Origin of the sequence: Verrucosispora sp. WMMA2121, assembly GCF_027460185.1 — a bacterium.
Classification (GTDB): Bacteria; Actinomycetota; Actinomycetes; order Mycobacteriales; family Micromonosporaceae; genus Micromonospora; species Micromonospora palythoicola.
In genome coordinates this window covers 2,290,513-2,303,712 of the sequence record NZ_JAPZBH010000006.1, presented here as the reverse complement: position 1 = coordinate 2,303,712, position 13,200 = coordinate 2,290,513, and the positions used below count along the sequence as shown (strand labels likewise).

10 protein-coding genes and 1 riboswitch are annotated in these 13,200 nt (G+C 71.4%); of the genes, 6 read left to right on the top strand and 4 right to left on the bottom strand.

All coding sequences use genetic code 11. From position 1 onward, the window contains the following. Window position 1 precedes the first annotated feature (1 nt). From O7605_RS19495 to O7605_RS19485, 3 genes are read left to right on the top strand one after another with little or no spacing between them, the layout of a single operon-like run. A complete protein-coding gene (locus tag O7605_RS19495) occupies window positions 2–1,384 on the top strand; it encodes a serine/threonine-protein kinase (RefSeq protein WP_269740495.1) in 1,383 nt (460 codons plus the stop codon). Beyond that, window positions 1,381–3,213 (top strand): Stk1 family PASTA domain-containing Ser/Thr kinase, encoded by a 1,833-nt coding sequence (pknB, locus tag O7605_RS19490; RefSeq protein ID WP_269740494.1) that lies wholly within the window; start codon window positions 1,381–1,383, stop codon window positions 3,211–3,213. The genes O7605_RS19495 and pknB overlap by 4 nt, the downstream gene beginning before the upstream one ends. 26 nt (window positions 3,214–3,239) lie before the next feature. Continuing rightward, window positions 3,240–3,905 (top strand): SanA/YdcF family protein, encoded by a 666-nt coding sequence (locus O7605_RS19485; RefSeq protein ID WP_269740493.1) that lies wholly within the window; start codon window positions 3,240–3,242, stop codon window positions 3,903–3,905. Window positions 3,906–4,085: 180 nt separating this feature from the next. Here O7605_RS19485 and O7605_RS19480 read toward each other — a convergent pair whose 3' ends face one another. From O7605_RS19480 to O7605_RS19465, 4 genes are read right to left on the bottom strand one after another with little or no spacing between them, the layout of a single operon-like run. Then, on the bottom strand, window positions 4,086–4,736 hold the full coding sequence (locus O7605_RS19480) for an aminodeoxychorismate/anthranilate synthase component II (RefSeq protein ID WP_269740492.1): 651 nt from the start codon (window positions 4,734–4,736) through the stop codon (window positions 4,086–4,088). A gap of 5 nt (window positions 4,737–4,741) precedes the next feature. Continuing rightward, entirely contained in the window at window positions 4,742–5,044 is a 303-nt protein-coding gene (locus O7605_RS19475; RefSeq protein ID WP_210822603.1) for a hypothetical protein, read from the bottom strand. Between the two features lie 2 nt (window positions 5,045–5,046). Beyond that, a complete protein-coding gene (locus O7605_RS32155; RefSeq protein WP_443083945.1) occupies window positions 5,047–7,821 on the bottom strand; it encodes a class E sortase in 2,775 nt (924 codons plus the stop codon). Window positions 7,822–7,828: 7 nt separating this feature from the next. After that, window positions 7,829–8,638 carry a DUF881 domain-containing protein gene (locus O7605_RS19465; protein WP_269740491.1) on the bottom strand — a complete coding sequence of 270 codons (810 nt, stop codon included), beginning with the start codon at window positions 8,636–8,638 and terminating at the stop codon, window positions 7,829–7,831. Window positions 8,639–8,862: 224 nt separating this feature from the next. On the opposite strand from O7605_RS19465, the gene O7605_RS19460 reads away from it, so the two are divergent. The 3 genes from O7605_RS19460 to O7605_RS19450 all read left to right on the top strand — a co-directional run bounded on the left by O7605_RS19460 (window position 8,863) and on the right by O7605_RS19450 (window position 12,869). Continuing rightward, window positions 8,863–9,129 (top strand): cell division protein CrgA, encoded by a 267-nt coding sequence (locus tag O7605_RS19460; protein ID WP_093409169.1) that lies wholly within the window; start codon window positions 8,863–8,865, stop codon window positions 9,127–9,129. 280 nt (window positions 9,130–9,409) lie between these two features. Next, a complete protein-coding gene (locus tag O7605_RS19455; protein ID WP_269740490.1) occupies window positions 9,410–11,605 on the top strand; it encodes a (Fe-S)-binding protein in 2,196 nt (731 codons plus the stop codon). 268 nt (window positions 11,606–11,873) lie between these two features. Further along, entirely contained in the window at window positions 11,874–12,869 is a 996-nt protein-coding gene (locus O7605_RS19450) for a C40 family peptidase (RefSeq protein ID WP_269740489.1), read from the top strand. A 191-nt stretch (window positions 12,870–13,060) separates the two neighbouring features. After that, window positions 13,061–13,195: riboswitch (cyclic di-AMP (ydaO/yuaA leader) on the top strand. Window positions 13,196–13,200 lie beyond the last annotated feature (5 nt).

The following is a 13,200-nucleotide window of genomic DNA, read 5'->3' as shown; positions in this document are numbered from 1 at the left end:
CATGCTCAGTCCGGGGGTCCAACTCGGTAACCGCTACCGTCTCGACGAGCGGATCGCCAGCGGCGGCATGGGTGACGTCTGGCGCGGCACCGACCAGGTGCTCGGTCGTACGGTGGCGGTCAAGAGCCTGCTCCCGGCGTTGCTGGACGAGCCCGGCTTCGCCGAGCGGTTCCGCGGCGAGGCCCGCACCATGGCCACGATCAACCACCCCGGCGTGGTCGACGTCTACGACTTCGGCAACGACCAGCACATCGCCTTTCTGGTGATGGAGTACGTCGAGGGCGATCCCCTCTCGGCGACGCTGAGTCGGGTCGGCCGGCTCACCCCGGCGCGGACCATGGCGCTCGTCGCCCAGGCCGCCGACGCGCTGCACGCCGCGCACGTGAAGGGCATCGTGCACCGGGACGTGAAGCCCGGCAACCTGCTGGTCCGCCCCAACGGCACGCTGGTGCTCACCGACTTCGGCATCGCCCGGTCGGACCTGGTCGGGCAGCTCACCGCGGCCGGCTCGGTGCTCGGCACCGCGTCGTACATCTCGCCGGAGCAGGCCACCGGTCAGGTCGCCACCCCCGCCTCCGACGTCTACGCGCTCGGTGTGGTCGCCTACCAGTGCCTCGCCGGACGGCGGCCCTTCGAGGGTGACAACCCCCTCGACATCGCGATGCGGCACGTCCGGGAGACGCCCCGACCGCTGCCCGCCGACATTCCGCCCCAGGTCCGCGCGCTTGTCGAGCGGGCATTGGCGAAGGACCCGAAGGACCGTTGGCCGAGCGCCGCCACGCTGGCCGGTGCGGCGCGGCAGTTGAAGACCGCGCTGTCGCGGCAGGCCCGGGCCGGTGGGCAGGCCGCACCGATCTCCGCCGCGCCGGCCTCGCCGGCACCGGGACGCGCGCAGGTTCCATCGCCGCAGGCACCGCGTCCGGTGGCGGCCCCGCACTCCCCGGCCCCCGCGCACCCGCCGGCCATGGGGCACCGACCGCCGCCGATCCACCAACCGGCTCCGCAACCGGTTGCCCCGCACCGTCCCACCTCGGTGGCACCGGCCGCCACCGGCTACCCGCGTGGGGCGGCCACGGTCCCGCCCGGGTACGCTCCGCCGCCCGGACCGTCACGCCCGGTACCTCGACGGTCACGATCCGGCATGGTCTTCCTGGCCATCATGCTGGGCGCACTGGTCCTCATCTGCTCCGGCGTGATTTCCTACCAACTGCGGAACAACCTCGGCGTGGGAACGCCGGGGGGAGCTTCCGTACCAACGGTGACGTCCGACGCGCTGCGGCCTGACGGGCGAGACGATCTGGTCGATACGGCGTACCGTCGACTGGATCAGCCCCGACCGGGCGGCGACGTGACGACGACGAGCGAAGGACGACAGACGCGATGACAGCGCAGGCCCGCCTGCTCGGTGGCAGGTACCAGGTCGGCGAGCTGCTCGGGTACGGCGGCATGGCCGAGGTGCATCGCGGCCGTGACCTGCGGCTCGGTCGGGACGTCGCGATCAAGATGCTCCGCGCCGACCTGGCCCGGGACGCCACCTTCCAGATGCGTTTCCGGCGGGAGGCGCAGAACGCCGCCTCGCTCAACCACCCGGCCATCGTGGCCGTCTACGACACCGGTGAGGAGCAGGCGCCGACCGGCGAGACGCTGCCGTTCATCGTGATGGAGTTCGTGAACGGGCGCACGCTGAAGGAGGTGCTCGGCGCCGAGGGCCGGTTGCAGCCCCGGCGGGCGCTGGAGATCTCGGCCGACATCTGCGCCGCGCTGGACTTCAGCCACCGGCACGGCATCATCCACCGCGACATCAAGCCGGGCAACGTGATGCTCACCCAGACCGGCCAGGTCAAGGTGATGGACTTCGGCATCGCCCGGGCGCTGGCCAGCGGCGCCACCACGATGACGCAGACCAGCGCGGTCATCGGCACCGCGCAGTACCTCTCCCCGGAACAGGCGCGCGGCGAGGCGGTCGACGCCCGTTCCGATGTGTACGCCGCCGGCTGCGTGCTCTTCGAGCTGCTCTGCGGGCATCCGCCGTTCGTCGGCGACAGCCCGGTGAGCGTGGCGTACCAGCACGTGCGGGAGGCTCCGCCGACCCCGAGCGATCTCAACCCGGACGTCAACCCGGCGGTCGACGCGATCGTGCTGAAGGCGCTGTCGAAGAACCCGTTGAACCGCTACCAGAGCGCCGGGGAGATGCGCGCCGACCTGCTCCGGGCGGCAGCCGGCCGGCCGGTGATGGCGACCCCGGTGATGCGCGAGGACGAGACCGTGGCGATGGCCGCGGCCGGCCACCCGGGCTACCCGACGGGGGGCGCGACGCAGACCCGGCAGATCCCCGCCCGGGTGGGTGATCCGCGTCAGCGCAAGGCGTCGTCCTGGCTGATCGCCATGTTCGCCGCGCTCGGCGTGCTCGCGGTGATCGCCCTGGTCGCCGCCCTGCTGCTGAACCAGCGCGACGAGCCGCAGGACCTGGCGGTGCCGACGGTCACCGGGCTGAGCCAGGACGAGGCGTTCGCCCAGATCGAGCGGGACGGTTTCGTGCCGGCGCTCGGCGATCCGGAGTTCACCTCGGACTGCAAGGAGGGGACGGTCACCAACCAGTCCCCACCCCCCGGCGAGCGGGCGGAACCGAACAGCACGGTGAGCGTACGCATCTGCGGCGGCAAGCCCGAGGTGGAAATCCCGCCCGGCCTCGTCGGCAGCACCCGGGAGGCCGCCCAGACCCAGCTCGAGAACCTCAAACTCGAGGTGAAGGTCGAGGAGGACGACAACGCGGCCACCAAAGGCCAGGTGTTGAAGGTCGACCCGCCCTCGGGCGAGAAGGTCGCGGAAGGCACCGAGGTCACCCTGACCGTCTCGAGGGGCAACGTGGCGACGGTGCCGTCGGTGGTCGGCCTGCCCCAGGCGGAGGCGAAACGGACCCTGGAACGCGCCGGCTTCGACGTCGAGACCGAGCTGGGTCCGGAGCGCCCTGCGGATGAGGCCGGGCGGGTGGTCGACCAGAGCCCGAACGGCAACACCGAGCGCACCAAGGGCAGCACGGTGAAGATCGTCGTGTCGGTGCCGGAGCCGGAGGAGGATCCGGATCCGCCGACCCAGACCCCGCCGACCTCCGGTGCGCCCACCACGCCGCCGCCGGACGATGACGACGACGGTGGCGGTGGCGGTGGCGGGATCCTGCCGTCCTTCGCCCCGTTCCGCCTCGGTCAGGAGTGACGGGGGCAACCCCGCCGGTCGACCGGGTGAGACGTCGGCGACGCCGCCTGCTTCTGCTGGCCGTGCCGGCGCTGGCCGCGCTGCTGGTCGCCAGCCTGCCCTGGCTCTGGACGACCGCCGGTGCGCGCGGCCACGTCCACGCTGCCGTCGAGGCACCGGCCGCCGACGTGGTGATCGTGCTGGGTACCGCCGTGACGGAGGACGGCCGGCAACCGGGCGTCCGGCTCGCCGGTCGGCTGGAGATCGCCGCCGAGCTGGTGGGCAGCGGTAAGGCCCGGGTGGTGCTCGTCTCCGGCGACGGCGCGGGCGAGTCCGGCGACGAACCGGCGATCATGGCCGCCCACCTGACCGAACGGCTCGGCGTGGATCCGCAGCGCGTCGTCGCCGACCCGCACGGCCTGGACACGTACGACAGTTGCCTGCGGGCCCGTCAGGTTTACGGGATCGAGCGTGCGCTGATCGTCACCCAGTCCTACCACCTGTCCCGGGCGGTGACGCTGTGCCGGCACGTCGGCATCGACGCCGACGGGGTGACCGCCCGCTGCTCGGGCTGCGGCACCGGCCTGCTGGTGCGCAAGGCGGCCCGGGACTACCTCGCCAGCGGGAAGGCGGCCTGGGACGCGGTCCGCGACCGGCCACCGGCCGTCAGCTCACCCGCCGACCCCGCCATTTCCGACGCCCTGACCCGCTGACCGCCCTGCGGCTCCGCCCGATGACACCGGTTACGGTCTCCGGTCGTGACGCTGCCGGAGCGCCCACGGCGGTCGATGCGTCCCTGGCGGAATGCGGGATCCGGGAGGCTGTGGGCGTGATCTGGCTGGCGGTTCGCTCCTGATCACCAGGACCGGCGGGCCGACCGCGAGACCTGATCCTCAGGTGGTGGCGAAGGCGGCCCGGCGACGGGCGTCGACCTCGGCGGCAAGCTCCGGGGCGCGTTCCAGCGCTTCCGGGTGCCCGCAGGCGGCGAGCCAGTTGGCCAGCATCAGGTGCCCGCCCTCGGTCAGCACCGACTCGGGATGGAACTGGACGCCCTCGATCGGCAGCGTGCGGTGCCGCATCGCCATCACGATCCCGGAGGCCGTCCAGCCGGTCACCTCCAGCTCGGCCGGCAGCGTCTCCCGCAGCACGGCGAGCGAGTGGTAGCGGGTCGCCGTGAACGGATCGGGCAGCCCGGCCAGTACGCCGGTGTCGTCGTGCCGGACCTCCGAGGTCTTGCCGTGCAGCAGCTCCGGGGCGCGGGTGACGGTCGCCCCGAACGCCTCGCCGATGGCCTGGTGACCCAGGCACACCCCGAAGATCGGCAGCTCGCCGGCGTACTGGCGGATCACGTCGAGGCAGATGCCGGCCCGGTCGGGCGTGCCCGGACCCGGGGAGAGCAGGACACCGGCCGCGCCGACCCGGCCGACCTCGGTCACCTCGATCTCGTCGTTGCGGCGCACCTCACACTCCACGCCGAGTTGGCCGAGGTACTGCACGAGGTTGAAGACGAACGAGTCGTAGTTGTCGATCACCAGGACGCGCATCGGGCTCACTCGTCCTCGTCCGGCGGCGGCGTGTTGTTCCGGTCGGTGTCGTACGGCAGGTCGTGCTCGTCGCCCGGTGGGGCGTCGTCGACCGCGCCGTCGTCACCGGGCCCGACGTCGCCGTCCGGTGCGCCCGGTACGCCGGAGTCCTCCTGGGTGACCTGCACGTCGTCGAAGGGCAGCAGCGGTTCCGCCCAGGGAAACACCACGTACCACAGCAACGCCACCATGGTGGTGGCGAGCAGTAGGCTGCCGACGAGCTTGCCGGGCAGCCCGAAGGGCAGCTTGCGCCAGATCCAGGCGTACATCGTCAGGTCCCCAGCTCCGCCGGGCGTCCCTCGGCCTTCGGCTGGGTACGCGTCAACTCGGCGTGAATGATCAACCGCTCGTAATTGTCGAACTTTGGGTTGCAGGTGGTCAGGGTCAGCATCCGTTTGGTCGGCTTCTCTCCCGGCCGACCCGGCACCGGAGCCACCACCTCGACCTGGGTCGGCTTGACGACCAGGCTCTCGGTCACCTGGTAGACGTACCACTCGTTGCGGCCCTCGACCAGGATCGGATCGCCCTCGCGCAACTCGTCCAGTCGCCAGAAGGTGGCCCGGTTCCGGTGCCCGGCCACGGAGAAGTTGCCGACCTGGCCCGGCATGGCGCTGTCCGGGTAGTGCCCCGGCGCGTACCGGATGTCCTGCTGACCGACCCCCTCGACCACGATCCATTCCTTGTCGAACTTCGGAATGTAGAGGCCGGCGATCGGGGTGCCCTGCACCGCCGGTTTCGGCTTGGCGGACGGGCTGGCCGACGCGGACACCGTCGGGTCCGTCACCGGCTCGGGTGCCCACGCCTGGGCCAACTGCTCGCTCAGCTCGCCCTGGTGGGCGTCGACGATCGCCGACTTGCCCCAGATCTCGTAGCCGGCGAAGAGCAGCACCACCAGGCCGAAGGTGATCAGCAGTTCGCCGCTGAACCGGAGACCGGTGCGTACCCGGGACCACAGCGACGGCCGGGTCAGCTCCGAGTAGACGCTCTTGTAGCCCTCACCCGTCTGGTGGGGGCGCAGTTGCACCACCCGGTCGCCGCGCCGCGGCTTCGGTGCCTCGGCGGGCTGGTCGGCACCGTCCGATGGTTCTTCGCTCCTGGGCGGTCGAGGTACGGCACCCATCAGGGCGGTCGAGTCCAGTACCGGCGGAGCGCTCGGCCTGGCTCCGGTGACCGCCGGGATGAGAGCGGTCGCCGCCGGGTCGGCCGACCGGCCCGGCGCGGACGGCTGGCCCGACGCGGACGGTTGGCCGGGTGCGGCAGCTTGCCCTGGTGCCGTCGGCTGGCCGGATGCCGCCGGGCGGGCCTGCTGACCCGAGGTGGGGTTGATCGGACGGTCCGTGGCCGCCAGGCTGCCCGGCACGGCCGCGGTGCCGGGATGGCCGTTCGTCGCCCGAGTCGCCCTGGTCGACTCCGTCCCCCGGCCGCCATCAGCCGAGCCGGCGACGTCGCCGACCTTCGGTATCAGTGCGGTCGGGCCCTCACCGGACCAGTCACCCTGACCGGGTGCGCGTTCCGCCGACTGCCGTGCCGGCTCGACAGCGGGCGTGCGCCGACCTTCAGCCGACCAGGACGGTGTGGCCGGCGGCTGACCTGGCACCGCCGGGTACGCCGGGCCGCTGCGGCCGGGCCGGTCCTCGCCGGTCGGCTCGGGGCGCGCCACATGCGGTGCCGATCTGTCCTGGCCAGCCTGGGACGGCTGCATTGATGGGCCGTTCGGGCCCGGCCGTCCGGGATGCGATGGCTGCGCCGCCCCGCTGTTGCCCGCCGGTCCGAGGTACGGCGCGTGCGGTGCCGGCGCTGCGCCGGCAGGCTGCGCGGCACCGGGGCGCGGCGCGTGCGGGGCCGGAGCTGCCAGACCGGCTCCGGGACGCGGCGCGTGCGGGGCCGGGGCTGCCGGACCGGATCCGGGACGGGGCGTCTGCTCGCCGTAGGGTGCCCCGAACTGTGGTGCCGGCACGGGCTGGGACGACTGCGCTGCCGAACCGGACGGTGGCGTGGCCGGCCGTACCGCGACAGGTTGCGTGGTCTCGGCGGGCTGTCTCGGCTGCTCGCCGTTGGGCCGGACCGGGCCGCCGCGGGGTTGCGCCGTTCCGGTGCCGGACCGGCTCGGACCGGACGATTGGGCTTGGCTGCCGGGCCAGGGCGGCGGGGTGCCGGCGGCCTCGCCGATGTCCGGTCGGGCCGCGGTGTCGGCCGGACTCGGCCACCCCGGCCGGCCGGCGGTGCCGGTGGCACCCGGGTGACCGGCGTCCGCGCCGGCCGGGCGGGTGCTGCTCGGCTGTTGCGGGTCGCCCGCACCCCGGGCGGGCTGGAAGGCGCCGTGCCACGGCGTGGGCCCCACCGGAATGTCCGGCTGACCCGACGGCAGGGGCACGCCATGCCACTGGTCGTTGTCTCCCGCGCTCTGCGGCCGACCGGATGCGCCACGAACCGGACCGGGCACCGAGTCCCACTGGTTCGCCGTACGGTCGGGATCCGCCGGACGCTGCCCATTCGGTGCCGGATCCCACTGGTTGGCACCACGACCGGTGCTCGCGGGGGTGTCCCACTGGTTCGCCCGGTGGTCACTGGTGGGCGCGGTGTCCCGACGTCCGGGCGCGGTCGGCTGCTCCTGGCCCGGGCCGGCACTTCGGCGCTCGACCGCCGGCGCGCCGGCCCGCTCCGGCGCCGCAGGTGCGGTCCAGCCGCCCGGTGTGCCCGGTCCGGCCGTGGTCCGAGCGGGTGATTCCGCCGGTGGTGCCGGGTCCCATCGGCCGGAGCCGGCGGGCGAGGTGGGCTCGGCGGTCCCGTCGAAACGACCGGAGTTGGTCGGCCGCTGGCCGTCCGGCGGTCGGCCCCCGGCGGCAGCCTGATCGGTCGGCCGCGGAGCTGCGGTCGGTGGCGGGTCGTGCGGTGCCGGGGACGGTCCGGACCGGGTGGGCAGCACCGGGTCGGGCCAGGCTCCCGCCGCCCGGGCGTCGGCGGACTCGGCCCGATCGACCTTGGGTAGGAAGGCGGTGGGCTCGTCGGTCTGGTCGCGGTGCCGACCGTCGGACTGCGGGCTCACTGCGGGCTCACTGCGGCACCGCCGGCACGGTCGCCGAACGCAGGGTGGTGGAGTCCTCGAAGGCGGGCACCGTGACGTTGCCAGCGGTCTCCGAGTAGCCAAGTTGGTAGTTGTTGACCGCGTCCCTGAACCACCGGACTCCCTCGGAAGCGGCGAGGGCCTGCCGGAGTGCGGCGGGATCGCCAATTGCTACGATCTTGAAAGGTGGGGAGTACACCCGGCCGTGCAACAGCAGGGTGTTACCCACGCAGCGTACCGCGCTGGTCGCCAGGACGCGCACGTTCATGATTGACATCGCCTCGGCACCACCGGCCCAGAGCGCGTTGACCACCGCCTGCACGTCGCCCTGATGGACGACCAGGTCATCGTTGGAGGCTCCTTCGGGCAGGTTGCTCAACTGCGGCGCGTCGTTGAGCTCGACGGTCAGACCGGGGCCGGTGAGGGCGGTGAAGCCGGCCTCGGCCCGGTTGGCGTCGGCCCGCTGCTGCTGTTCCCGGATCGGGCCGTTCGAGTTGGCCAGGACGGCCGTCCGGCTCTCCACCTCGCCGCGCAGCGTGGCGGCGCGCTGCTCGTTGGCCGCCACCTGCGCGCGCCGATCCTCGATCAGCTCGGTCAGTTGGGGTCGGCGGTCCTCCCGCAGGGCGGTGCCGCCCGCCGTGGTGGCCGTCGTGGTGAACAGCAGGCCCGCGGCCAGGGCGATCAGCGGCACACCGACCGACCAGAACGGGCGGCGCTGACGTGGCCGCCGAGGCAGCAACCCGGCGACGAGTCGTCGCAGCGCCTTCTGCCACGACGCTGCGCCGGACGTGTACTCCACGGGCCAGTCCCCCTGCTCTTCCGCTCCGACGCTACCCGGTGTGGGGCGCGGCGCCGGTCGTCCTGAGTCCGATTTCCAATGCTGCCCGGTACCGGTCTCACCTCATTCGTGGATCGGACGGGTCTTCCGGACTACGCTAGCTGTCGAACATTATTGGCCATGGACCGTCGCCCTCGCGCCCGGTTGTCAGGCCGGACGAGGTCGTAACCCCTCTGGAGAGCGCCGTGCCCAAGTCTCAGGTCCGCAAGAAGAAGGTGTACACCCCGCCCACGGACGTCCGCCCGACGGCGACGACCGCGGCAACCAACAAGCCCAGCCCGGTGTGGCTGCCGGTTCTGGCGGTGTCGCTGATCGTCTTCGGCATCGGCTGGCTGGTGGTCTACTACCTCTCCGAGCAGGAGTACCCGGTCATGGAGCTGGGGTACTGGAACCTGGCGGTCGGGTTCGGCGCGATGGTCGCCTCCCTGATCGTGCTCTCCCGCTGGCGCTGACCCGCAGCTCGAAGCCGTGACTGCCCGGCACCACCACCGGCGGCCCGCCCGAGCGGCGGTGCCGCCGGCCTCCTAAGGTGTGCGCAGGGCAGCGTGGCCCGGAGTGCGAGATGACTCACGTTACTGCTGGGTAACCTTGCGCGTAGGCTGCACTGCATGACCGAGCGGAGCGAGGTCATCGACCGATCAGGTTGAGGTGCGGCGGCGTTGGGTCGACCGATCGCACCGACGCCCCGGTCGCCGAGCCGCTCGACAGGCAGCAGACCGGGAGGCCAACTCGATGGGCAGCGTCCAGATCGTCACCACGATCCTCGCGGCCGCCATCACCGCCGTTGCGGTGTGGCTTGCGGTACGCGCGGTCTCGAAGATGGTGGCCGTCATCCGGCTGGGTCAGCCCGATCCGACCCGTTCCGGCGACAAGGTCAGCCGCACCAGGACCATGCTGGCCGAGACAGCCGGGCACACCCGGATGCTCCGCTGGAGCGTGGTGGGCGCGGCGCACTGGTTCGTGATGGTCGGCTTCATCGTGCTGTCGCTGCTGGTGCTTGAGGCGTACTTCGAGGTGGTGTCGCCGACCGGCGGGCTGCCGCTCATCGGTTCCTGGACGCTCTACGGGCTGGTCACCGAGTGGATCGGCATTCTGGGCGTGGTCGGCATCGGGGTCCTGATCGCGATCCGGGTGGCGAACCGGCCGAACCGGGCGGGACGCCGGTCGCGGTTCACCGGCTCCACCATGTGGCAGGGCTACTTCGTCGAGGCGGTCGTCCTCGCCGTACTGGTCATGGGTTTTCTGATCCGCGGCTTCAAGGTGGCCACCGACCACTTCGAGTACCCCACCTGGGCCACCCCGCTCAGTCACGCGGTCGGTGCCCTGCTGCCGGGCTGGGAGTCCGGTGTCAGCGTCGCCGCGCTCATCAAGATCTCGATCTCGATGGTCTGGGTCATCGTGATCTCCCTGAACGTGACGATGGGTGTCGCCTGGCACCGTTTCCTCGCCTTCCCCAACATCTTCTTCAAGCGCAAGCCGGGTGCGGCCGGCTCCGGCCTCGGCGCGCTGCGGCCGATGATGAGCGACGGCAAGCCGCTCGACTTCGAGGAGGCCGACCCGGAGAAGGACCAATTCGGCGTCGCCCAGGTCGAGCAGTTCACCTGGAAGGGGCTGCTGGACTTCAGCACCTGTACCGAGTGCGGTCGCTGCCAGTCGCAGTGCCCGGCGTGGAACACCGGAAAGCCGCTGTCGCCGAAGCTGCTGGTGCTCAGTCTGCGTGACCACGCGTACGCCAAGGCGCCCTACCTGCTGGCCGGTGGTGGCAAGGACCTCACCGGTGAGGAGAAGGCCACTGCCGCGCAGCTCGCCCACCTCGACGTGCTGGCTCTCGCCGAGGCGGAGAAGCCGCTGATCGGCGACGCCGAGTCCGGCGGCGTCATCGACCCCGACGTGCTCTGGTCCTGCACCACCTGCGGTGCCTGCGTCGAACAGTGCCCGGTCGACATCGAGCACGTCGACCACATCGTCGACATGCGCCGCTACCAGGTGCTCATCGAGTCCAGCTTCCCCTCCGAGGCCGGCGTGATGCTGCGCAACCTGGAGAACAAGGGCAACCCGTGGGGCGCGCCGCAGAACACCCGGGAGGACTGGACCAAGGGCCTCGACTTCGAGGTGCCCCGGGTCGGCGAGGTCGAGGACTTCGAGTACCTGTTCTGGGTGGGCTGTGCCGGTGCGTTCGAGGACCGGGCGAAGAAGACCACCCGGGCCGTCGCGACCCTGCTCAACGAGGCCGGCGTCTCGTTCGCCATCCTCGGCGAGGGGGAGACCTGCTCCGGTGACCCGGCCCGCCGGATCGGCAACGAGTTCGTCTTCCAGATGCTGGCCCAGCAGAACGTCGAGACCCTGAACGAAGCGTTCGAGGGCCGGGAGAAGGCCAAGCGCAAGATCGTCGCAACGTGCCCGCACTGCTTCAACACCCTGGGCAACGAGTACGGCCAGCTGGGCGGCGAGTTCGAGGTGGTGCACCACACCCAGTTGCTGGCCCACCTGGTCGCCACCGGCAAGCTCACCCCGGTGCAGCCGGTCGACGGCGGCGTCACCTACCACGACCCGTGTTACCTGGGCCGGCACAACCGGGTATTCAGCCCGCCGCGCGAGGTGCTGGGCAGCGCGATCGAGGGTGAGCTGACCGAGATGCCGCGTAACAGCGAGCGCTCCTTCTGCTGCGGTGCGGGTGGTGCCCGCATGTGGATGGAGGAGCGCATCGGCAAGCGGATCAACGTGGACCGGGTCGAGGAGGCCATGTCCACCGGGGCGAGGACGGTCGCCGTCGGTTGTCCGTTCTGTTCGACGATGCTCACCGACGGGGTGAACGGCAAGGGTGCCGGAGAACAGGTCGAGGTCATCGACGTGGCCAGCGTTCTGCTCCGCTCGGTCAAGCCCGAGCAGGTCGGCGGCGCCGAGGAGACCACGCCGGTGGCCGGCTGACCGGCCCGGACGCACCGGGCGGGGCGGCACCCCTATCCAGTGCCGCCCCGCCCGGTTTTGTATTGGCGTACGTGACTATAACGAATCGGCCGACACCCTTAGTGTGCGTACCGTCGCGCAAAGGTGAATGAGCCGTTGGTCGCCTTGATTCCCCACCTACCGTTCCCTAATGTGGGGCACCGACCGCCATGGGTCGTCGGATCCCGCCACTTACCTCTCGCGGGACGCCCGGTGGTCGGTTGCAAAGGAGACGCTGCCGGTGGCAACCATGCCCCTCCATCGTCGTGCGCCGGGACGATCCCGTCCGGGTGGCCTGCGTAGGGCCGCCCGCGGGCTGGTCGTCCTGGTAGCCGCCGCCGCGGTCGGTGCCGGCCTGCTCGCCGCCCCCGCGTACGCCGAGCCCTCGGTCGACGAGATCGAGGCCCAGATCGACAAGCAGTGGCAGAAGCTGGAGCCCACCATCGAGCAGTACAACAAGGTGCGCTCCCAGCTGCGGGTCAACAAGCAGAAGTCGAAGAGCCTGGAGAAGAAGATCCAGCCGCTGGCCCTGGAGACCGAGCTGGCGATGAACCGGGTGGCCGACCTCGCCTCCCGCTACTACATGACCGGCCCGTCCAAGGAGATCGGTGTCGTCCTGCTCAACTCGAAGCCGAACGAGCTCGGCGAGCAGATGGCCTTCCTCGACCGGCTCGCCTCGCAGGAGCGCCGCGAGCTCGAAGGCGTCATGAAGATCCGCAAGAAGTACGACGACCAGAAGGCCAAGCTCGACGCCCTGATCGCCGACCAGGAGGCGAAGCAGAAGCAGCTGGCGGCGAAGAAGAAGCAGATCGACGCCGAGATCAAGCGGCTGGAGAGGTCGCTGCCGGTGACCACGGTGAAGACCACCAACTGCCCGACCATCAACGGTGTGGTCAGCGACGCCGCCCGCACGGCCATCCGGACCGCGTGCGCCCAGGTCGGCAAGCCGTACGTCTGGGGCGCCACCGGCCCGAACTCGTTCGACTGCTCGGGTCTGACCCAGTACGCGTACAAGGCCGCGGGCATCTACCTCACCCACTTCACCGGTGCCCAGTGGAACGAGGGCAAGGCCGTCTCCCGCGCCGACGCCCGTCCCGGCGATCTGGTCTTCTTCCGCAGCGACGTGAGTCACGTCGGGTTGTACCTGGGCAACAACCAGATGGTGCACGCGGCTCGCGCCGGCAAGCCGGTGAACGTCTCGCCCATCACGACCATGCCGGTCGCCGGTTTCCGCCGACCCGGCTGAGCCGCCACCGCGTCCGCTGAGCGGTCGCGCAGGAACGCCCGAGGGCCCCCGGTCAAGTCGACGGGGGCCCTCGCCACTGTCGGATGTAAGCACCCACAGTGACGGTGTGGATCTGTTGCGTATCGACGCCGATCGTCCCTACGCTGGGCAATCGTCGGCCGCTGGCAGGTCCGCCCAGCCCGGGCGGTAACGGTCCGACACCGCCGAATCGCTCGTCAGCGAGCCGGGGAACCAGGTACCCGGGGTGAATCCGTGCCGGTCACGGTAGGGCGCCCCTTCCCGCCCGAACCCGTCAGCTAACCCGGTAGGCGGTAGCGGAAGAAGGAGTGCT

Excerpts from the sequence above, each read along its gene's own strand:
- O7605_RS19495 (WP_269740495.1), top strand. The coding sequence starts at position 2 with ATGCTCAGTCCGGGGGTCCAACTCGGTAACCGCTACCGTCTCGACGAG.
- O7605_RS19455 (WP_269740490.1), top strand. The coding sequence starts at position 9,410 with ATGGGCAGCGTCCAGATCGTCACCACGATCCTCGCGGCCGCCATCACC.
- pknB (WP_269740494.1), top strand. The coding sequence starts at position 1,381 with ATGACAGCGCAGGCCCGCCTGCTCGGTGGCAGGTACCAGGTCGGCGAG.
- O7605_RS19450 (WP_269740489.1), top strand. The coding sequence starts at position 11,874 with ATGCCCCTCCATCGTCGTGCGCCGGGACGATCCCGTCCGGGTGGCCTG.
- O7605_RS19475 (WP_210822603.1), bottom strand. The coding sequence starts at position 5,044 with ATGTACGCCTGGATCTGGCGCAAGCTGCCCTTCGGGCTGCCCGGCAAG.
- O7605_RS19480 (WP_269740492.1), bottom strand. The coding sequence starts at position 4,736 with ATGCGCGTCCTGGTGATCGACAACTACGACTCGTTCGTCTTCAACCTC.